At 66.0% G+C, this 19,020-nt stretch carries 18 protein-coding genes and 1 tRNA gene; 9 read left to right on the plus strand and 10 right to left on the minus strand.

Annotation, left to right across the window (positions count from 1 at the left end; translation table 11 throughout):
• Positions 1-37: 37 nt before the first annotated feature.
• Positions 38-415, plus strand: a complete 378-nt coding sequence (locus VQ044_RS05015; protein WP_327625511.1) for a cupin domain-containing protein — start codon at positions 38-40, stop codon at positions 413-415.
• Here the strand turns inward: VQ044_RS05015 and VQ044_RS05020 are convergent.
• The 3 genes from VQ044_RS05020 to mscL all read right to left on the minus strand — a co-directional run bounded on the left by VQ044_RS05020 (position 383) and on the right by mscL (position 3,212).
• Positions 383-1,495 (minus strand): AbrB family transcriptional regulator, encoded by a 1,113-nt coding sequence (locus VQ044_RS05020; protein ID WP_327625510.1) that lies wholly within the window; start codon positions 1,493-1,495, stop codon positions 383-385. The two genes, VQ044_RS05015 and VQ044_RS05020, sit on opposite strands and share 33 nt — an antisense overlap.
• The gene (locus VQ044_RS05025; RefSeq protein WP_327645669.1) at positions 1,492-2,661 is read right to left on the minus strand and encodes a pyridoxal phosphate-dependent aminotransferase; all 1,170 of its coding nucleotides are present in this window, start codon (positions 2,659-2,661) and stop codon (positions 1,492-1,494) included. The genes VQ044_RS05020 and VQ044_RS05025 overlap by 4 nt, the downstream gene beginning before the upstream one ends.
• Before the next feature lie 113 nt (positions 2,662-2,774).
• Positions 2,775-3,212: a large conductance mechanosensitive channel protein MscL gene (mscL, locus tag VQ044_RS05030; protein WP_253962464.1), complete on the minus strand. Its 438-nt coding sequence runs from the start codon at positions 3,210-3,212 to the stop codon at positions 2,775-2,777.
• Between the two features lie 179 nt (positions 3,213-3,391).
• On the opposite strand from mscL, the gene VQ044_RS05035 reads away from it, so the two are divergent.
• Positions 3,392-6,853 carry a PAS domain-containing hybrid sensor histidine kinase/response regulator gene (locus VQ044_RS05035; protein WP_327645671.1) on the plus strand — a complete coding sequence of 1,154 codons (3,462 nt, stop codon included), beginning with the start codon at positions 3,392-3,394 and terminating at the stop codon, positions 6,851-6,853.
• A gap of 27 nt (positions 6,854-6,880) precedes the next feature.
• On the opposite strand, the gene VQ044_RS05040 is transcribed toward VQ044_RS05035, so the two are convergent.
• Positions 6,881-7,537, minus strand: coding sequence for a response regulator transcription factor (locus VQ044_RS05040; RefSeq protein ID WP_327645672.1), 657 nt, complete (start codon positions 7,535-7,537; stop codon positions 6,881-6,883).
• Between the two features lie 127 nt (positions 7,538-7,664).
• Positions 7,665-8,087: a secondary thiamine-phosphate synthase enzyme YjbQ gene (locus VQ044_RS05045; protein ID WP_327645674.1), complete on the minus strand. Its 423-nt coding sequence runs from the start codon at positions 8,085-8,087 to the stop codon at positions 7,665-7,667.
• Positions 8,088-8,192: 105 nt separating this feature from the next.
• Here VQ044_RS05045 and VQ044_RS05050 point away from each other — a divergent pair, with 105 nt between their 5' ends.
• Complete coding sequence (locus tag VQ044_RS05050) at positions 8,193-9,191, plus strand: alpha/beta hydrolase (RefSeq protein WP_327645676.1); 999 nt, start codon at positions 8,193-8,195, stop codon at positions 9,189-9,191.
• 12 nt (positions 9,192-9,203) lie between these two features.
• Here the strand turns inward: VQ044_RS05050 and VQ044_RS05055 are convergent, their stop codons facing one another.
• On the minus strand, positions 9,204-9,629 hold the full coding sequence (locus VQ044_RS05055) for a hypothetical protein (RefSeq protein ID WP_327645677.1): 426 nt from the start codon (positions 9,627-9,629) through the stop codon (positions 9,204-9,206).
• Positions 9,630-9,763: 134 nt separating this feature from the next.
• On the opposite strand from VQ044_RS05055, the gene VQ044_RS05060 reads away from it, so the two are divergent.
• Both VQ044_RS05060 and VQ044_RS05065 read left to right on the plus strand, forming a co-directional pair.
• Positions 9,764-10,111, plus strand: coding sequence for a DUF952 domain-containing protein (locus VQ044_RS05060; protein ID WP_327645679.1), 348 nt, complete (start codon positions 9,764-9,766; stop codon positions 10,109-10,111).
• Positions 10,108-11,205 (plus strand): quinone-dependent dihydroorotate dehydrogenase, encoded by a 1,098-nt coding sequence (locus VQ044_RS05065; protein WP_327645680.1) that lies wholly within the window; start codon positions 10,108-10,110, stop codon positions 11,203-11,205. Before VQ044_RS05060 ends, VQ044_RS05065 begins: the two co-directional genes overlap by 4 nt.
• A gap of 6 nt (positions 11,206-11,211) precedes the next feature.
• On the opposite strand, the gene VQ044_RS05070 is transcribed toward VQ044_RS05065, so the two are convergent.
• Positions 11,212-12,486, minus strand: a complete 1,275-nt coding sequence (locus tag VQ044_RS05070; protein WP_327645701.1) for an MATE family efflux transporter — start codon at positions 12,484-12,486, stop codon at positions 11,212-11,214.
• 207 nt (positions 12,487-12,693) lie between these two features.
• On the opposite strand from VQ044_RS05070, the gene VQ044_RS05075 reads away from it, so the two are divergent.
• Both VQ044_RS05075 and VQ044_RS05080 read left to right on the plus strand, forming a co-directional pair.
• Positions 12,694-13,596 (plus strand): histone deacetylase family protein, encoded by a 903-nt coding sequence (locus VQ044_RS05075; RefSeq protein WP_327645681.1) that lies wholly within the window; start codon positions 12,694-12,696, stop codon positions 13,594-13,596.
• 125 nt (positions 13,597-13,721) lie between these two features.
• Positions 13,722-14,486, plus strand: coding sequence for a hypothetical protein (locus VQ044_RS05080; RefSeq protein ID WP_327645682.1), 765 nt, complete (start codon positions 13,722-13,724; stop codon positions 14,484-14,486).
• A 40-nt stretch (positions 14,487-14,526) separates the two neighbouring features.
• Here VQ044_RS05080 and VQ044_RS05085 read toward each other — a convergent pair whose 3' ends face one another.
• From VQ044_RS05085 to VQ044_RS05095, 3 genes are all read right to left on the minus strand, one after another.
• Positions 14,527-14,796, minus strand: coding sequence for a DUF6460 domain-containing protein (locus tag VQ044_RS05085; RefSeq protein WP_327645683.1), 270 nt, complete (start codon positions 14,794-14,796; stop codon positions 14,527-14,529).
• Between the two features lie 106 nt (positions 14,797-14,902).
• Positions 14,903-16,582 (minus strand): cisplatin damage response ATP-dependent DNA ligase, encoded by a 1,680-nt coding sequence (locus VQ044_RS05090; RefSeq protein WP_327645685.1) that lies wholly within the window; start codon positions 16,580-16,582, stop codon positions 14,903-14,905.
• 88 nt (positions 16,583-16,670) lie between these two features.
• Positions 16,671-17,474, minus strand: a complete 804-nt coding sequence (locus tag VQ044_RS05095; RefSeq protein ID WP_327645687.1) for an exonuclease domain-containing protein — start codon at positions 17,472-17,474, stop codon at positions 16,671-16,673.
• A 188-nt stretch (positions 17,475-17,662) separates the two neighbouring features.
• Between VQ044_RS05095 and VQ044_RS05100 the strand changes: the two genes are divergently transcribed.
• Entirely contained in the window at positions 17,663-18,622 is a 960-nt protein-coding gene (locus VQ044_RS05100; RefSeq protein WP_327645688.1) for an NAD(P)H-dependent flavin oxidoreductase, read from the plus strand.
• A 185-nt stretch (positions 18,623-18,807) separates the two neighbouring features.
• Positions 18,808-18,883: transfer RNA gene (locus tag VQ044_RS05105), tRNA-Thr, on the plus strand.
• Positions 18,884-19,020: the final 137 nt, after the last annotated feature.

Here is a 19,020-nt window from a genome sequence, read left to right on the forward strand (position 1 = left end):
AAAAGGCTTCGTCCAACCATCGTTGCGGGGTATTTTGATGAAAGTCTCGCTCGATCATTTCCTGGGAAAGCTGCCGCTGCCGGCCACCGCCGAATGGCCTGATGGCGTCTTTCATGCCGAGGCCCTGTCCCACGGCACCATGACGCTCGAGATCTTCGCGCCGCGCGGCGAGGACCGCCAGCGTCCGCACAGCCAGGACGAGCTCTACATCATCGCGTCCGGCCAGTCGGATGTCGTCAGGGACGGCGAGCGCGGACATGTCAGAGCCGGCGACGCGCTGTTCGTGCGGGCCGGGACGGAGCACCGCTTCGAGGGGATGTCCGACAACTTCGTCACATGGGTGGTCTTCTGGGGACCACCGGGCGGCGAGGCGCCGGCGCCCTCACCTTCGGTCTTCGCTGCCATCGACGCCTGACAAGCGTTCTTTCTCGTCGATGGGGGGCGCGACCGTGTCGCCCGGTCGCGCGCGGCGCTTCGCGAGCAGGGGAACCACCATCGCGATGCTGACGAAACGCACGACATGATGGGCCGCCACATAGGCAGGATCGACGTCGAACTGGAATGCCAGCACGGTCAGCGCCTCCAGAGCGCCAGGCGCATAGGCGAGCGCCACCTTTCCAAAGCCGATTCCGAGCGCCACCACGGCCACAGCCGCCGCCGCCGCGGAAACGACCAGACCGATCGCAAAGGACCCTATGGCGGCCGGAAGCAGTCGCGAAAACGCCGTGATATTGATCCCCTTGAGCCGCGAACCGATCAGCGTGCCGAGAAGAACGAGGCTCGGGATCGCGAGCACCGGTGGAATCGCCACCGTCGAGACGCCGCCGACGTGCAACGCCCCGCTGCCGATCAGGGCGCCCAGCATCATCCCGCCGGGCAACCGGATCAGATGACCGGCGAACGCAACCAGTGCGCATAGGCTGAAGAGCAAGGCGTAGTCGGCGAGAGTCCCCTCCGTACCGCGCGCCATTGCGACCACGTCGGCGCCGCCTTCCAGCCAGGCGAGGATCGGCGTCAGGGCACCGATCAGAAAGAGCAGCCGGACGCTCTGGACGATGGTGATCCGGGTGAGATCGGCCCGGGTTTCGGACGCGGCGGCCAGCACGAAGGACAGCGCGCCGGGAAGCGAAGCGAACAGCGCGGTGTCCTTGTCCCAGTGCAGCACGCGATGCAGGAAGGCGTGGGTCAGCACGATGACCACGCCGACTCCAAGCATCTGGACGGCGAAGGACAGCGGCCAGATGGCGATCTGCTCCAGCACGTCCGGCGTCACCCCGGAACCGGCCTGGACGCCAAGAACGAAGAACGCCAGCGTGCGCAATACCTGCGGCAGTTCCGTATCGAGCCCGGCGATGCTCGCCGCCGACACCGCGAGCACCGGTCCCAGCAGCCAGGCGACCGGCAGACCGAGCGCCGAGGCGGCAAGGCCGCCGAGTCCGGCGAGGGCGAGCGTTGCGAAGCGATGCGAGAGGGTGCGACCGTCGACGGCTCTCACACCGCCCGGCCGATCCAATCGACGAGACGGTCGGCGGCAGTTTCCACCTCGTCCAGCCGGCGATGGAAGCAGGCTCTGAGAAACCGATGGCCGGATTGGCCGAAGGCGGTGCCGGGCGCGAGTACCACCCCGGCCTCGTCGACGATGCGAAAGGCCGCGGCGCGGGTATCCGCGATGCCGTCGATGGCAAAGAAGGCGTAGAACGCCCCGTCAGGCGGCGTCATCGACACCCGGTTGGTGGCCAGGAGTCGCGAGGCGAAAATCTCCCGCGCTTCGGCAGCACGAGCGATCTGGCTTTCCACGAACGCCTCACCTTGTTCCAAGGCTGCGAGCGCCCCGCGTTGCATGAAGGCAGCAACGCCCGAAGTCGAATATTGAATGAGGTTCTCGATGATGTCGCCAAAGGCGGCGTTGGTCTCGATCCAGCCGACCCGCCAGCCGGTCATCGCCCAGTTCTTTGAGAAGGAATTGACGAAGACGATCCGATCGTCCTCCTCCATCACATCGTGAAACGATGGCGCCCGTCCGCCGGAATAGTAGAAGCGGCTATAGATCTCGTCGGCGATGATGAAGATTCCGGCATCACGGGCGATTTCCAGGATGGCGCGCAATGTCGCCTCGTCGGCCGTCCAGCCGGTCGGGTTGGCCGGCGTATTGACGAACACTGCCCGGGTCTTCGGGCCGATCGCATCCTTGAATTTCTGCAGATCCAACTGCCAGCCCGCCTCGGTCCAGTCGAGCGCGACCTCGCGCGCGACCGCACCCTGGAGCTCGGTCGCCGCCGCGAAATTCGGCCAAGCCGGGCCGAAGAAGACGACTTCGTCGCCGGCCCCAGCGAGCGCCGCCAGCGTGATCTGGATCGCCTGCATCCCCGAACCGGTCACGAAGAAGCGATCCGGCAAGGACGGTCGTCCGTAAAGCCGCGCGGTGTAATCGGCGAGCGCCTGGCGCAATTCCGGCAACCCCCGCTGCCAAGTGTAGAAGGTCTCCCCGGCCTTGAGGCTCGCCGAGGCGGCGGCGCAGATGAAATCCGGCGTCGCGATATCGCCCTCGCCGGCCCACATCGGGATCAGCCCCTCACGCTCCCGCGCATAGTTGATCACGGCGACGATGCCGCTTTCCGGTGCCGCGACCGCTTCGCGCCGCAACTGGGTAAGATCGCTCATGGTTCGGCCTTCAAGGACGGAGATCGCGGCGCGACAACTTCGCGGATTTCGCCATCGCGCCTCGCGCGCGCCGCGTCAATCCCTTCGCACCGCTTACGGATGATCGGCTGGGCTCACGCGCGCGGCGCTCTGTCGGTAGCGACCGCCATCAAATCCCGGATTTCCTCGAGCAATTTTTCCTGACGCGGCACCTTGGAGACTTCGACAGGCTTGGCCTCTTCCTTGCGCTGCATCCGGTTCATGCCCTTGACCACGAGGAACAGGATGAAGGCGACGATCAGGAAGTTGATCGTCAGCGTCACGAACTTGCCATAGGCGAAGACCGGCCCCTGTTCGCGGGCGGCCTCAAGGCTCGTCGCGGTCACGACGGAGGACAGGGCGACGAACTTGTTGGTGAAATCGACGCCGCCTGTGAGGACCGCAACCAGCGGCATGAACAGGTCGCTGACCAGTGAATTGACGAGGCCGGAAAACGCCGCCCCGATGATGATGCCGATCGCCAGATCGACCATGTTGCCCTTGAGGGCGAATTCCTTGAATTCCTGAAGCATTCTTCGTCCTGATATCGACGGCGTGATGTCGCGCGGTTGCGCGCGATCATACAAACTCGCCGCGCCGACACAATCGGCATGACCGGCGGCATTCTCCCCGCCATATCTGGACTTGCGGCGGCCCCGGTGGTTCTGTTCGCCGACAGACGGCGGACCTCATCCGCCGTGGGAGGCTGGATTTGAACAGTGGCATCATCGTCGTCACGGCGATCGCCTATCTGCTTTTGCTGTTCGCCGTCGCCTGGTGGGGCGACCGGCGGGCCGCGGACGGCCATGCAAACCAGAGCCGGCCTGGCGTCTACGCGCTCAGTCTCGCCGTCTATTGCACTTCCTGGACCTTCTTCGGGTCGGTCGGCGTCGCCGCGCGGGACGGGCTGTCTTTCCTGGCGATCTATCTCGGTCCGATTCTCGTGTTCCTGCTCGCGCCGGCCTTCATCGAACGGCTGGTCCGGCACGCCAAGGCCGAGCGCATCACCACCGTCGCCGACTTCATCGGTTCGCGCTACGGCAAGAACCCTTCGGTCGCGGCCCTGGCCACGCTGATCGCCATCATCGGCACGGTCCCCTATATCGCGCTGCAGCTCAAGGCGATCTCGACCAGTGTCGCCGCGCTGGTCGCCCACTATCGCGCGACCCCCGAGATGCCGCCGCTGTTCAACGACCTCGCCCTGCTGGTCGCGACCGTTCTCGGCATCTTCGCAATTCTGTTCGGCACCCGTCATGCCGACGCCACCGAGCACCAGGACGGTCTCGTCCTCGCCGTGGCGATGGAATCGATCGTCAAGCTCGCCGCCTTCCTGGCGATCGGGATCTGGGTCACTTTCGTGCTGTTCGAGCCCGGCGAACTCTGGAGCGCCGCTCTGGCAAGCCCGGCCGTGACCAGCGCCTTCAGCTCGGAAATCGGAGGCCGCTTCCTCGCGTCGATGGGCCTGAGCGCGCTGGCCATCCTGCTGCTGCCGCGGCAGTTCCATATGACCGTGGTGGAAAACCGCACCCGCGACGAAATCCGCCGCGCCCGCTGGCTGTTTCCGCTCTATCTCGTTCTGATCAACATCTTCGTCGCCCCGATCGCCGCCGCCGGCCTGATCAAGCTTGGCGGCACGGTCGATGCCGACCTCTACGTGCTGTCGCTACCCCTGTCGCAGGGTCAGGACGCCCTGTCGCTCGTCGCCTTCATCGGCGGCCTCTCGGCGGCGACCGCCATGGTCATCGTCGCCAGTGTCGCGCTGTCGATCATGATCTCGAACGACCTCGTCCTGCCGTGGCTGCTCAAGCGCCGCGGTCCCGGCATCGACACCCGCCAGGACGAAACCCGGCTGATCCTCAACGTGCGCCGCTCGGCGATTCTCGTCGTGGTGTTTCTGGGATACGGCTATTACCGCTTCGCCGGAACGGGCAGCGGTCTTGCCTCGATCGGGCTCCTGTCCTTCGCCGCCATCGCACAGCTCGCCCCGCCCTTCCTCGCCGGCCTGTTCTGGAAGAGGGCGAATGCACGCGGCGCCATGGCCGGGCTCATCGCCGGCATCCTGGTCTGGGCCTATACGCTGCTCCTGCCGGCGATCCAGGCGCCGGCGGTCACCGGATCCCTTGCGGCAGCGGCCGCGGCCACACCCGACATCGATCCGCTGCTGTTCGGTTGCCTCGCCAGCCTGCTGGCCAATATCGCCTGTCTCGTCATCGGCTCGCTCAGTCGCCCGGCGACTCCCCTTGAGCGGATTCAGGGCGCCATCTTCGCGGCCAAGGACGCCGGGCCGGCCGCCGGCTTGCGCCGCACCCGCTCCGGCGTCAGCGTCGGCGAGCTGACGGCGACCATCGCGCGCTATCTCGGCGCCGAGCGCACCGAACGATCGCTGGCGCGCTTCGCCGAGGAGGAAGGCCGAACGCTCGACGCCAACGCGACCGCTGACAGCGCGACGATCCGCTTCTCCGAACAGCTTCTGGCCTCCGCGATCGGCTCGGCCTCCTCCCGCCTGGTCCTGTCGCTCCTGTTCCAGCGGCACGCCGATTCCAGCCGGTCGGCGCTTCGGCTTCTCGACGATGCCTCCGAAGCGCTGCAATACAATCGTGACCTCTTGCGGATCGCGCTCGATCAGGTCGACCAGGGGCTGGCGATCTTCGATTCCGACTATCGGCTGACCTTCTGGAACCGCCAGTTCCGCGATCTGGTCGGCCTGTCGCCGGATTTCGGCCAGATCGGCACGCCCTTCACCGTCGTGCTCGACGAGCTGCTCGACGCGGGCGAGATCGATCGCGAGGAATACGAGGTGAGCTTCGAGAGCCTGACACGCGCCCCCGCCTTGCGTCAGATCGGCCTGAAGCGCTCCGGACGGGTCCTGGAGTTCCGCGCCAATCGGATGCCGGAGGGTGGGTTGGTGGCCACCGTCTCCGATATGACGGAGCGCGTCATGCAGGCCGCAGCATTGCGCGAGATGAACGAAAGCCTGGAGGAACGGGTCCGTGTGCGCACCGGCGAACTTCTGAACGCCAACAACGAACTCGCCAAGGCCCGTCAGGTGGCCGACGCGGCCAATCTCGGCAAGACGCGGTTTCTCGCCGCCGCCGGACACGACATCCTGCAACCGCTCAACGCCGCGCGGCTCTATGCGGCCGCGCTTCAAGAGCGTCAGGACACCGGTGCCGGCCGGGAGATCGCCGCCAATATCGGCTCCTCGCTGGAGGCCGTCGAGGCGATCATCGGCGCGGTACTCGACATTTCCCGTCTCGAGGCCGGGGGAATGCAGGCCAAGGTCGAGGACTTCCCTCTCGACCGGCTACTGCGCCAGATCGAGACCGACATGCGGCCGCTCGCCGAGGAAAAGGCCATCGTACTGCGCTTCGTGCGCACCAGCGCCGCCGTCCGCTCGGACCGTAACCTGCTCCGACGCCTGATCCAGAATCTCGTCTCGAACGCCGTCAAATACACACGCGCGGGCAAGGTCGTCGTCGGAGTCCGGCATCGGGTCGGCGGCAGCGTCGACATCGAGATCGCCGACAGCGGCATCGGCATCCCCGCCGACAAGCTGGAAACGATCTATCAGGAGTTCGTGCGACTCGATGAAGGCAGCCGGACCGCCCGCGGTCTCGGCCTCGGCCTGTCCATCGTCGACCGCATCGCGCGGGTTCTCGACCATCCGGTCGAGGCGACCTCGGAGCATGGGCGGGGAACCCGCTTCCGCATCACCCTGCCGGTCGCCGAGGCTAAGCCCGTTCTGCTGACGGAAACGCCGCTGCTACCGGCGCGGTCCGGCTTGGCGCTCGGCGGCACGCGGGTGCTGTGTATCGACAACGAGGTCGCCATCCGCGAGGGGATGCGGGTCCTTCTCACCGGGTGGGGTTGCGAGGTCGAAGCTTTCGGCTCGGCGGGTGAGGCCGTCGACATGCTCTCGAAGCGGGGAATCCTGCCGGATATCGCCCTCGTCGACTACCATCTCGATGACGGCAACGGGCTCGACGCCATCGGCCTGCTTCGCGGGACGCTCGATCCGCAGCTTCCGGTGATCCTCGTCACCGCGGACCGGTCGCCGGATCTGCGCGAACAGGCCCTCGCCATGGACGTCGATGTGCTGACGAAGCCGCTGAAGCCTGCCTCCCTGCGAGCCGCGATGGGCCGCAGGAGCAATCGCCGCGAAGCAGCCGAGTAGCCGAGCCTGGCGCCAGGCCAGATGCTCTCAGGCCGCGAAACCGCCTTCCAGATCGATGCCGAGTTTGGAGAGGCGGATCACCGCCTGCGTGCGACTGTCGACGCCGAGCTTCAAGAGCACGGCCGAGACATGCGCCTTGATCGTCGCCTCCGATATGCCGAGTTCATAGGCGATCTGCTTGTTGAGAAGCCCCCGGCCAAGCATGGTCAACACCCGCGTCTGTTGTGGCGTCAGTGTCCGGATGCGCCGGATCAGCTGCGTCACTTCCGGATCGCGCTCGGCATCGAGTGAAATGTCCGGCGGCAAGAAGACCTCGCCGGCGAGAAGCGAAAGAATCGCCTGACGGATCGTGTCCAAGCTCGACGATTTCGGGATGAACCCCGAGGCACCCAGATCGAGGGCCCGCGCCACGATCGGCGCGTCTTCGCTGCCGGAGACGATCGCGATCGGAACCGAGGGATGATCGGCCCTGAGCAATGCCAGACCGGACAGGCCGCTGGTGCCCGGCATATTGAGATCGAGCAGCATCAGGTCAGCGTCCGGATTGGCCTCCAGCGCCGCCGCGGCCTGGTCGAAATCCGCCGCTTCGACGATCTCGGCCGGGTCCGGCAGCGCCGTCAGGATTTCCCGCAGGGCGCCGCGAAACAGTGGATGGTCGTCGGCCACGATGAAGACATGGCTCATGTCCGTTGTTCCTCCCGTCGTATTCCCGGTGCCGCCGCGGCGCTGCGGCGGCCGCTCCTCCCGGCTGTCGGCTTTTCTTGACCCTCTTGGTCCTCCGGATCAAGACCATTCCCTAATGGCAGCCGCTTCACGGGATACTTCCGGCGAAATGGAGGACGATTTCGCGCGAATGCGGCCGTGCGCGATGTTCGACGACGTAGATACCCTGCCAGGTTCCGAGCATCATGCGTCCCGCCGAGACCGGCACGGCGAGGCTGGTTGCCGTCAGCGCCGACTTGATGTGGGCCGGCATGTCGTCAGGCCCCTCCATCGTGTGCGTATAGGGCGCATCCTCGGGCGCCAAGCGGTCGAGTGCCCCCAGCAGATCGTGCCGCACGTCGGGATCGGCATTCTCCTGGATTGTCAGAGACGCGGACGTATGTCGGATAAACAGCGTGACGAGGCCGTCGCGGGCTCCCGCCGCGGCGAGACGTTCGGCGATCTGATGACTGATCTCGACCATCGACCGGCCGGGCGTCGAAATCTTCAAGATTTCGATATGTTGGCGCATGGCGGACTCCCTGCATTTCGTGTCCATTCGATCGCACCGGCCACCTCGACCCTACAACCCGTCGTCCCGCGTCCTAACTTCTTCCCCGGCAACAGGGAAACGGCAATGACACAAGCGCGCGTGACGATCGATCCGACAGTTTTCGACCCGGACGAGACGGATCCGGAAATCGTCGAACTGAACGACAGAATCATCGCCGAACAGAAGATCCTGCCCAGTCCCTGGTCGATGCCGGTCGAGCGGGTTCGGGAGCTGCGCAAGGAAGGGCGCGGCGTGTTCCCACCTGCTCCGAAGGACAAGGCCGCCGAGACGATCGTCCATATCGGCAGCGCCGGACGCGAGATCGCGGTCCGGGTGCTCAGGCCCACGGACGGCGCGACGCGCGGCACCTTTCTGCACATCCACGGCGGCGGCTGGGTTTTCGGCGGGTCCGAGGAATCCGACCCGCGGCTGCGGCGCCTCGCCGACAACACCGGGCTCACCGTTGCCTCGGTCGAATACCGTCTGGCGCCGGAAGATCCCTTCCCGGCCGCTCTGCATGATTGCGCCGATATCGCGCTGGCGCTGGCGAACGGCCATCTGGCCGATCTGCCGCGCGGCTTCCTGGCGATCGGCGGCGAGTCGGCCGGCGCGCATCTCGCCGTTCTGACGCTGCTCCGGTTGCGCGACGAATACGGCGTGACACCGTTCAAGGCGGCCAATCTCGTCGCCGGCTGCTACGATCTATCGCTGACGCCGAGCGTGCGCAATTTCGGCGACGAGCGCCTCGTCCTCAATACCGACGATGTGAAGGAATTCGTCCTGCGCTTCGTGCCGGAAAGCTACTCCCTCAAGGACCCGACCGTCTCGCCGCTCTACGCCGATCTGAAAGGCTTGCCGCCCGCTCTGTTCAGTTGCGGAACACGAGATCTCCTCATCGATGACACGCTGTTCATGGCGGCGCGCTGGATTTCCAGCGGCATCGAGGCGGAACTCGCGCTGACCAATGGCGGGGCGCACGTCTTCCAGGCCTTCCCGACCAAGGCGACAGAGCGCTCGCTCGACGAGATGGAGGACTTTCTCAAGCGGCGGATGGAGTTTCCGGTGTTCGACATTCCGACGTGATCCGAAGGGCGATCAGGTCCGGCCTGGTTCCCCATCGCCTTCCGCCTTGTCCGGATCGGAGCCGAGATCGCGCTCCAGATCGCGGACGATGTCGGCGAAGCCGCGGAAGACCTGCCGCATCGTCTTGATCGCCTGGTCGGCCGCGTCCACGTCATCGACAGCGCTTTTCCCGCCTTCGAGCGCCGCGACCCGCGCTTCGAGATCGGCGATCCGGTCGGCATCGCCCCGCCGGCCCTCGCTCGAGCCCTTGCAGACCAAGGCATCGCCCTCGATCCGGCAGAGATCGACCGCTCCGGTCTGTGTATCGAGGCGGGCGATGCCGCCCTCGACCGGCTGCATCTGGTAGCGGCCGCCGCTGCTGTCGAGGATCGACTGCGCGGATGCCGGCACGGCGGCGACCATGCCGACCGCGAGGAGGGCTGAGACGATTCGGGACATTGGCGCTGGCTCCATGAATGCGACCCTGCCACCCTTGAGAGATGCGACAGACAATCGAAGCGTAGACCCACCGCGTGACCGTCTCAAGGCAGCGGGTGATTGACCTGACGCCGCCGCTCTGGCACCGGTTTGTCATGGATCAACCCATCTACAAGATCGCGCCTCACCCCCTCTGGGAAGCCGCCAAGGCGAAAGGCCAGTTCGACGGCGCGCCCATCGACGAAGCGGACGGCTTCATCCATTTCTCCACCGGCCGGCAGGTCCGTGAGACCGCCGCCCGGCATTTCGCCGGGCAGAGCGATCTGGTGCTGATCGCGGTCGACCCTGACAAACTGGGCGACGCGCTGCGCTTTGAGAAATCGCGCGGCGGCGCACTGTTCCCGCATCTTTACGGCCCGCTTCCCCTCGATGCGGTGGTCTGGGTCGAGGATCTGCCGCTGGGGATCGACGGCGGTCACCAGTTTCCCGGCTCGGTCAGATGAATCGGCTCTACCGGCTGGCCCGTCCGGCCCTGTTTCGCCTCGATCCCGAGCGCGCCCATGCCCTGTCGATCGCGGCTTTGAAGCGCGGGCTGATGCCGCGGGTCAACACGCCGGTCGACAACCGACTGCGGACCGTCGTCGCCGGCATCGCCTTTCCCAATCCGCTCGGCCTCGCCGCCGGCTACGACAAGAACGCCGAGGTTCCGGACGCGGCGCTGCGGCTTGGCTTCGGCTTCGTCGAGGTCGGCACGGTGACGCCGCAGCCGCAGGAGGGCAACCCGAAGCCCCGCGTCTTCCGTCTCGAACAGGCGCACGCGGTCATCAACCGGCTCGGCTTCAACAATGACGGCCATGCCGAGGCGTTCGAGCGGCTGGAAGCGCGCATCCGCAAGGCCGGCATCGTCGGCGTCAACATCGGCGCCAACAAGGATTCCAAGGATCGGGTCGCCGACTATGTGGAAGGCGTCAACCGCTTCGAGGCCGTGGCGAGCTATCTGACGGTCAACATCTCCTCGCCGAACACGCCGGGGCTGCGGGCCTTTCAGACCGGCTCTGACCTCGACCGGCTGCTCAAGGCGGTGGTGGCCGCCCGCGACGGCTATGCGGCGCTGTCGGGCGGTCCTGCCAAGCCGCTCTTCCTCAAGCTCGCCCCGGATCTGGCCTCCGATCAGATCGACGAAATCGTCACCGCCGTCCGCAAGCGGCGGATCGACGGGTTGGTCGTGTCGAACACGACGCTGTCGCGGGCAGGCGTTGTCGGCCAACCGCACGCGCTCGAAGCCGGCGGCCTGTCGGGCCGGCCGCTGATGGACCGCTCGACCTATGTCCTGGCGCAATTTCGGCAGGCGCTCGGGCCGAATTTTCCGCTGATCGGCGTCGGCGGCGTGGAGAACGCCCGCACGGCGCTGCGCAAGATCGAGGCGGGCGCCAATCTCGTACAGCTCTATACCGGGCTCGTCTATGAAGGGCCGGACCTTCCGGTGCGTATCCTGAAGGAGATGGTCCGGTATCTGGACAGGGCCGGCCTGGATCATATCGCCGAGCTGCGCGGCAGCCGAACCGAGGAGATCCTGGCCGCGCCGCCGCCGGACTGAACGTGATCAGGCGGCGGTCGGTCCAAATGTCTCGGCCCGGCGGCGCGGCAGCAGCGCCATCAGGCTGATCCCGCGAAACCCGAGGAAGACCAGCAGCGCGCCCCACAGCCCGTCATTGCCGAAGACCGGCGATAGCGCGTAGGCGCCGACGGCGAAGATGACGAAGGACGCGATCATCATATCGCGCATCGTCCGGGACCAGGTCGCGCCGATGAAGATGCCGTCCATGATGAAGGCGAGCGCGCCGGCAAAGGGCGTCAGTGCCGCCCAGACCAGATACTCGCCGGCCGCGTCCCGCACCGCCGGGTCCGTCGTCAGGAAGGCGATCAGTGCCTCGCCCGACACGAGGAAAAGCGCCGACAGCACCAGCGAGAGCCCGAGCCCCCAGACGAGCGTCAGCTTAACCGTCCGGTCGAAGGCCGGCCGGAATCGCGCCCCGACCGACCGTCCGACGAGTTGTTCCGACGCCGTCGCCATGCCGTCGAGGAAATAGCCGCCGACGAGGAAGAAGTTCATCAAGATGCCGTTGGCGGCCAGCGTCAGCGCGCCGGTGCGGGCGCCGAGGCGGGTAAACAGCACGAAGGCACCGAGCAGGCAGAAGGTGCGGATCATGATGTCGCGATTGACTGCGACCATCCGCGTGATGCCCCGCCGGTCGAAGATTCGGGCGGGCGACGGCCGCTCGGTGCGATCGAAACCGCGCACAACCACCAGGAAGCCGACGACCGCCCCGACCGCCTCGCCGCAGACCGTCCCGATCGCGACACCGGCGATGCCGTATTCCATGACGAGGCCGAACAGGATCGACAGGCCGATATTGGTGCCGTTGACGACGATCTGGAGCACGAGCCCCAGTCCGCCGCGCCCCCGACCGAGCACATGACCGAGGATGGCGTAATTCACCAGCGCGAAGGGCGCCGAATACATCCGCAGGAAGACGTAGAGCCGGGTGATTTCAGCGACACCCGGCCCCGGCGCGATCGCCAGCAGCCCGAGCGAGGTCACCAGCGACTCGGCGAGAATCAGCAGAATACCGATGCCGAGCGCAAGAACCATGGCGCGCCAGAATACCGCCTGCGCCTCGCGGCCATTCGCCTCGCCCATCGCCTGCGCGGTCAGTCCGGTCGTGCCCGAGCGCAGGAAGTTGCAGGTGGCGAAGGCGAAATCGAAGATCAACGCGCCGACGACGAGCCCGCCGAGCAACGTGGCGTCGCCGATGCGCCCGACGACGGCGGTGTCGGTCAGGCCGATCAGCGGCGTCGTCAGAAACGCCAGCGTCATCGGCAGGGTGATCGCCCAGACCTCGCGATGGCTGACCGTGAAAGGCCGCGAACGCCCCGGCCCCGCTACTGGGCCGGACTCCGCCGCACTCTCGATCTGATCGTCACCGTCACGTCGCATCGACGGGAATTCGCATTAGAGCCCAAGCCGGGCAAGCGAAACCTTGTCGCGGTGCCCTGCGCCGGCAACGCCCTATCTTGCCAGATCATGCCGGTTCCGATGATCCACCATCCCGCCTTTGACGCCAAATTCGACGCCCATCATCGCTTCCCGATGTCGAAATTCACGCGGCTGGCCCAGATTCTCGTCGAGGACGGTGTCGTCGCGCCGGATGGCTTCCACATTCCGGCCCCGGCGCTACCCGGCTGGCTGCGGCTCGCCCATGATCCGCTCTATGTCGATCAGGTGCTGTTTACCGCCGTGCCGCCGGCGATCGAGAAGGCGATCGGCTTCAAGGTGGACGAGCGGGTCGCGATGCGCTCGCGCTGCGCCACCGGCGGTACGGTGCTCGCCGCCAAGCTGGCCCTGGCCGAGGGCCTTGCCTGCAATACCGCCGGCGGCAGTCATCATTCCCACCGCTCCGGCGGCGCGGGTTTCTCCGTGTTCAACGACGTCGCCGTCGCCGCCTCGGTGCTGCTGGCCGATGGCGATGTGGGCCAGGTGCTGGTCGTCGATTGCGACGTGCATCAGGGCGACGGCACGGCGCGGATCTTCGCCGAGGAGCCTCGCGTCTTCACGCTGTCGATCCACGCGGCGAAAAACTATCCGACCGAGAAGGCGAATTCCGACCTCGACGTGCCGCTCGCCGACGGCACCGGTGACGCCGTCTATCTCGAAGCGCTCGGGGCGGCGCTGGCCGAGGCGACGCGGCAGTCCCAGCCGGAGATCGTGTTCTACAATGCCGGTGTCGATCCGCACGCCGAGGACCGGCTCGGGCGTTTGGCCCTATCGGATTCGGGGCTTGCCGATCGCGACCGCACGGTTATCGGCTTTTTCCGCGACCGCGACATTCCGGTCGCCTGCGTCGTCGGGGGCGGCTATTCGCGCGATATCGAGGCGCTCGCCCGCCGCCACACCACCCTGCACCGCGTGGCGCGGGAATTCGGTTGACCGCCAGTCCGCAACGTCCGAATTTTGTTAATAAAACTCAATAAACTACTTGTATAACTGAAATTATGGGATCATTCTCATCAGAATTCCTTTACGGAAGTCAATGCTTTCGGGGGTATGCTTCCATGCAATCGTCTCTCGGACGATTATTTCTCATGGTCGTCTCCGGCATCGTACTTGTGGCTTTGACGGCATGGCTCCTCGACACCAAATCCGATTCCTTCTCCGTCTTTGCGGTAAATGATGGGGCGATCGTGCCCGTCCTCGAACGACTGGGCATCTTCGTCGCGCTTGCCTTGTTCGTAGAAAGGACGACCGAGGTCTATGTGTCGGTATTTCTGGAACCCAACCAACCGAAGACCCCGTCAGCGTTGCCCGGCCCGGGCGACGTCATGGGCAAGGCAGCGACCAAATTGCGAGCCACGATCTTCTCGCTCATCCTGGGCACTTTGATGGGCCTTGCCGGAGTCAGCATTCTGGGTGCAATGATGGCGCCCGATTATACAATGAAAATCCCAATGCGGCTGGTCGATATCCTCCTCGTCGGAGCGCTTCTCGCGGGTGGCGCCGACCCTATCCACCAGATCATGGAAACAATCAGCCAGAGCGCCAAAGCGATGAAGGAGCGGGCAGAGGCCGGGCGGGAAACCCAAGCGGCGGAAGTAGTCGCGGCGGAAGTAGCTGCGGCGGAAGCGAAGGCGGCAGCAGCGGAAGCGACTGCGAAAGAGGCGGCGAAAGCAGCGGAAGCGGCAGTGGCGGAAGCGGCGAGAGAGCCAAAAACGACAGCAAAAACGCAACTAGCAGAAGCGGCAAAAGCGCTTGCAGCAGAAGCAGCGAAAGCCGCGGTAACGGCGAAAGCGGCGGCTGTAGCAAAGAAGTTCGGGCCCTAAGTTACAGGCCGTTCAGTTTTCGGCGCCGCGCAACGTCCTTTTAGCGCCGTCCGAGCGTCAACAGCCGCGAGATGATGAAAATCGGCACGACGATCGCGGCGCCGAGGATGAAATAGTCGATCGCCCGCTCCAGCGAGCCGAAGACGCTACCCCACAGCCATTGGAACAGATCGACGACCCAGTCGACGACGTTCGCCGGGCTCCATTGCAGCCAGGACAAAATCACGCCGACGACGATCGACAGGAGCACGAGCTTGACGATGACGCCCAGCGGCGAGCCGCCGAGGAAACTGTTCACCCGTTCCGACATGATTGGTCTCTCCAGTCCTCGTTCGTCCCGTCGCAGGTAGGCCGAGCATCGCGATGACGCAAGGTCGAGCGGCAATGCGGAAACCGGAGGCCAAACTCCGCCCGCGTTACCTCGCCGGCCCGTCCGGCAGCATCGCCTGCAACGTCTCCAGCCGGTCCGCCTCGAAGGCCGGCTTGTCCCATCGAAGCCGCGAAACGCGCGGAAACCGCATCGCGACGCCGGATTTGTGCCGGCTCGACCGGGCCAGCCCCTCGAACGCCACCTCGATGACCAGGCCGTGGTCCGGCTCGGCCCGCACCGAGCGCACCGGCCCGAAGCGCTCGACCGTGTTGTCGCGGACATATTTGTCGAGCTGCTTCAGCTCCGCGTCGGTGAAGCCGAAATAGGCCTTGCCGACCGGAACCAACTCCGGCGCATCGATCGGCCCGGTCCACACGCCGAACGTGTAGTCGGAATAAAAGCTCGAGCGTTTGCCGTGGCCGCGCTGGGCGTACATCAGCACGGCATCGACCAGATGGGGGTCCTGCTTCCATTTGAACCAAGGCCCCTTCGGGCGGCCCGGTACATAGGCCGAATCCCAGCGCTTCAGCATCAGCCCCTCGATCACCGGATGCGGAGGCGCGGCGCGCAGGCCTTCGAGGTCGGCGAAGCATTCGAACGGCACGAAGGGCGAGAGGTCGAAGCGCGATGGCTCCAGCCGGGCGAGAAAGGACTCCAGCTGTTCGCGGCGCTGGGCGAAGGCAAGTCCGCGCAGATCGGTTGCGCCATCCTGGAGGAGATCGTAGGCGCGCAGAAACACCGGATAGCGCTTCAACACGGCGGCCGAAACGGTCTTGCGGTTCAGCCGCTGCTGCAGGTCGGAGAAGGTGCCGACGACGAGTTCGTCTTGCGTTGGACCTTCATGCTCCGCGACTTCGGCCGTCCCTGACCGGGCGTCCTTCGGCGTCGCCACCAGCAATTCTCCGTCGAGCGAACCCTCATAGGTCATGAAGTCGAGAAGATCCGGAAACGCACCGGAGATATCGTCGCCGGTGCGCGAATACAGTCGCCGCGTGCCTCGCTCGGCCGTCGCCTGCACGCGGATGCCGTCCCACTTCCACTCGGCCGCGTAGCTCTGAGGGTCGATGCGCTCATAGTCCGGCTCCGCCAGCGCCTGCGACAGCATCACCGGGCGGAACGGCGCCGCGGCGGCCGAGACCGGCTTTTCCGCCCGGCCCTCCAGCCAGGCGAACAGCAGCTGGTAGGGCGGCTCCAGCCCGTGCCAGAGTTCCTCGATCTCGGCGATGGCCTTGCCGCCGAAATCGGCCAGCGCCTGCTTGGCGAGGCGCGACGACACCCCGACCCGCAGCCCGCCGGTGACGAGCTTGAGCAAGGCGTAGCGGCCGGAGGAATCCAGCCGGTCGAGCCAGGCTTCGACCAGCGCCGGGCCATCTTTCCGCGCGGCGCCATCCAGCGTTTCGACCACGTCCGCCAACGTCGGCGGCGGAGCCGCCGCGCGCGCCTTTCCGTCATCGGGCGACGGCCAGACCAGGGCGATGGTCTCGGCGAGATCGCCGACATAGTCGTAGGAATAGCCGAACAGCACCGAATCCATGCGGCTCGCCATCAGCGCCCTCAGCATCGCCGGCTTGACGCTTTTGATGTCGAGATCGCCGGTGATCGCGGCCAGCGCATAGCCGCGCTCGGGGTCGGACTCGGCGCCGAAGAAATCCGTCATCAGCTTGAGCTTGCCGTTCCGCGACGGCGTCAGCACCAGACGGTCGAGAAGTTCGGCGAAACGCTGCATGGTATTCCGGCTTGGAGGATTCGGAATGGCGATAGATAGGGCGCCGGATCGCCCGCTTCAGGGGCGGATGTCACCGCCTGCGTCTCTCCTAAACGGCGCTGGCCGGCAGCGGCCGTGCCCCGCGCATGCCGCGCAGCCGCAAATGATGACGGGCGGTGAACACCGCGTCGGCGTCCATGCCGGGCTCGCGGATCAACCATTCCAGATAGTCGTCCGGCACCTTGGCGACCTCGACGCCCTTGTGCCGACCGAAACGCAGCCGCGCCAACAGTGCCGGTTCGTTGGAGACCCGCTCGGCCCGCTCGAGAAAATCGGCGAGATCGGCGTAGCGCGGCATCAGTGCCGCGGCGATCTGGCGCAACAGCACCGCCGTGCAAACGGCGTCGTAGAGCGCCCGATGCGGGTGCAGGCCCTCCAGCAGCGGCGCGACCGGCGACAGATCGAGCGGCACGTATTTGATAAGGCTTTGGAGGCCGTGCGCCTTCACATGCGGGAACGCCCGCAGCGCCAGTTTGTGCGTGCACAGCCAGCGGCCGGCGAGGCGCAGGCGCGGCTGGTCGAAGCTGGCGCGCTGGGCGGCGAAATAGGACGCGCCGGCGAATGGCTTCACCGCTTCGGCGAAGGGCGGCGCGCCTACGAGCATTTCATCGGTGATCTGGTGAACGCGGCGGGCATGCGGGTTGATCACCACGCCGGCCGGGTCGCAGAAACTCTGCATCGGGTTGCCGATATCGCCGGTCGAAAGATCGAGATCGACCGAGCCGATCTCGATCACCGCGTCCTCCTCCAGCCGCTGGCCCGCCGTCTCCGTATCGATCACCCGGACGAGGGGAACGAGTGGATCGGCGAACAACGAGGGCGTCGACGGGACGGGCGGAAACAGGTCGGACATGGGCCGACAAAATCGCCCGCTCCGGGACAGGACGCAAGTCGGTGCGGCGCTTCGCCACCGCCCGCGCCGCTCATCGTGACAGTGCGACCCACCTCGCATAGAGATCGGACGTCCTTTGCGTCGCTCGGCCCGATCTGCTACCCGTCGCCCGATCTTACGTTAACGTCAATCATCCGCGAGATGCGCTCATGGCCCTTCCTCCCATTCTCGACGGCCGATTGCGGATTCCGGTGATCGCGGCGCCGCTGTTCATCATTTCGCACCCGCCGCTGGTGATCGCCCAGGCCAAGGCGGGCGTCGTCGGCTCGTTTCCGGCGCTCAACGCCCGGCCGGCGGAGCAGCTCGACGAATGGCTCTGCGAGATCGAGGAAGCCTTGGCCGCCCACGATCGCGATCATCCCGAGCGGCCGGCCGCACCCTTCGCGGTCAACCAGATCGTCCACAAGTCCAATACAAGGCTGGAGCACGATCTGGCGGCCTGCGTGAAGCACAAGGTGCCGATCGTCATCACCTCGCTCGGCGCCCGCCCCGAACTCAACGACGCCGTCCATTCCTACGGCGGCATCGTGCTGCACGACATCATCAACGACCGTTTTGCCCGCAAGGCGATCGAAAAGGGCGCCGACGGGCTGATCGCGGTTGCTGCAGGCGCCGGCGGCCATGCCGGCACGCTGTCGCCTTTCGCGCTGGTCCAGGAAATCCGCGAATGGTTCGACGGGCCGCTGTTCCTATCCGGCGCGATCGCCAATGGCCGGGCGGTGCTGGCGGCCGAGGCGATGGGCGCCGACGGGGCCTATGTCGGCTCGGCCTTCATCGCCACCGACGAGGCGCGCGCGGCTGAGGACTACAAGAACGGCATCGTGAAGGGCCGCGCCGGCGACATCGTCTACACCAACCTCTTCACCGGCGTTCACGGCAATTATCTGCGCGCCTCGATCGAAGCGTCGGGCCTCGATCCGGAGAATTTGCCTGAGAGCGACGCGACGCTGATGGATTTCGGCGGCGCCAGCGCCAAGCCAAAGGCCTGGAAGGAGATCTGGGGCTCGGGCCAGGGCATCGGCGCCGTGCGGTCCGTCGGCCCGGCCGGCGCACTGGTCGACCGCCTGGCCGAGGAATACGCGACCGCCAAGCGCCAGATCTGCGGCTGACCGGACACCGGGTGGCCCCGCTGCCGCGAAGCGCGGCGCTCCGCGACGATCCGGCACGCCCCCTCGGCCCATTGCAGTCACCGGTCGCGCCGATGCGGAACGGTGCCGCGCTGATTGCGGCTTGAACCCGGCCCCGTTTAAGGCTATCAGGACGCCGTCCGTGGGTGATCCACCCGCCGGCCAAGGCCGCTTTAGCTCAGTTGGTAGAGCACATCATTCGTAATGATGGGGTCAGGTGTTCGAGTCACCTAAGCGGCACCATTTTTCTCATATTTAGTATCGCACAAAGTGAACATCACCGAGTACACTAGAGCATCCGGCGAATAATTTGAATCGACGGGTTCCCATTTGATGTTCGGTTTGATTCTCTGTGAGCAGGAGGTGCTCTATGGGAAAGG

Source organism: Aurantimonas sp. C2-5-R2 (genome assembly GCF_036549495.1).
GTDB classification, from domain to species: domain Bacteria; phylum Pseudomonadota; class Alphaproteobacteria; order Rhizobiales; family Rhizobiaceae; genus Aurantimonas; species Aurantimonas coralicida_A.

Bases quoted from the DNA above. Each gene is read 5' to 3' on its own strand.
- VQ044_RS05015 (WP_327625511.1), top strand. From the start codon at position 38: ATGAAAGTCTCGCTCGATCATTTCCTGGGAAAGCTGCCGCTGCCGGCC.
- VQ044_RS05025 (WP_327645669.1), bottom strand. From the start codon at position 2,661: ATGAGCGATCTTACCCAGTTGCGGCGCGAAGCGGTCGCGGCACCGGAA.
- mscL (WP_253962464.1), bottom strand. From the start codon at position 3,212: ATGCTTCAGGAATTCAAGGAATTCGCCCTCAAGGGCAACATGGTCGAT.
- VQ044_RS05040 (WP_327645672.1), bottom strand. From the start codon at position 7,537: ATGAGCCATGTCTTCATCGTGGCCGACGACCATCCACTGTTTCGCGGC.
- VQ044_RS05045 (WP_327645674.1), bottom strand. From the start codon at position 8,087: ATGCGCCAACATATCGAAATCTTGAAGATTTCGACGCCCGGCCGGTCG.
- VQ044_RS05050 (WP_327645676.1), top strand. From the start codon at position 8,193: ATGACACAAGCGCGCGTGACGATCGATCCGACAGTTTTCGACCCGGAC.
- VQ044_RS05055 (WP_327645677.1), bottom strand. From the start codon at position 9,629: ATGTCCCGAATCGTCTCAGCCCTCCTCGCGGTCGGCATGGTCGCCGCC.
- VQ044_RS05060 (WP_327645679.1), top strand. From the start codon at position 9,764: ATGGATCAACCCATCTACAAGATCGCGCCTCACCCCCTCTGGGAAGCC.
- VQ044_RS05065 (WP_327645680.1), top strand. From the start codon at position 10,108: ATGAATCGGCTCTACCGGCTGGCCCGTCCGGCCCTGTTTCGCCTCGAT.
- VQ044_RS05070 (WP_327645701.1), bottom strand. From the start codon at position 12,486: ATGACGCTGGCGTTTCTGACGACGCCGCTGATCGGCCTGACCGACACC.
- VQ044_RS05075 (WP_327645681.1), top strand. From the start codon at position 12,694: ATGCCGGTTCCGATGATCCACCATCCCGCCTTTGACGCCAAATTCGAC.
- VQ044_RS05080 (WP_327645682.1), top strand. From the start codon at position 13,722: ATGCAATCGTCTCTCGGACGATTATTTCTCATGGTCGTCTCCGGCATC.
- VQ044_RS05085 (WP_327645683.1), bottom strand. From the start codon at position 14,796: ATGTCGGAACGGGTGAACAGTTTCCTCGGCGGCTCGCCGCTGGGCGTC.
- VQ044_RS05090 (WP_327645685.1), bottom strand. From the start codon at position 16,582: ATGCAGCGTTTCGCCGAACTTCTCGACCGTCTGGTGCTGACGCCGTCG.
- VQ044_RS05095 (WP_327645687.1), bottom strand. From the start codon at position 17,474: ATGTCCGACCTGTTTCCGCCCGTCCCGTCGACGCCCTCGTTGTTCGCC.
- VQ044_RS05100 (WP_327645688.1), top strand. From the start codon at position 17,663: ATGGCCCTTCCTCCCATTCTCGACGGCCGATTGCGGATTCCGGTGATC.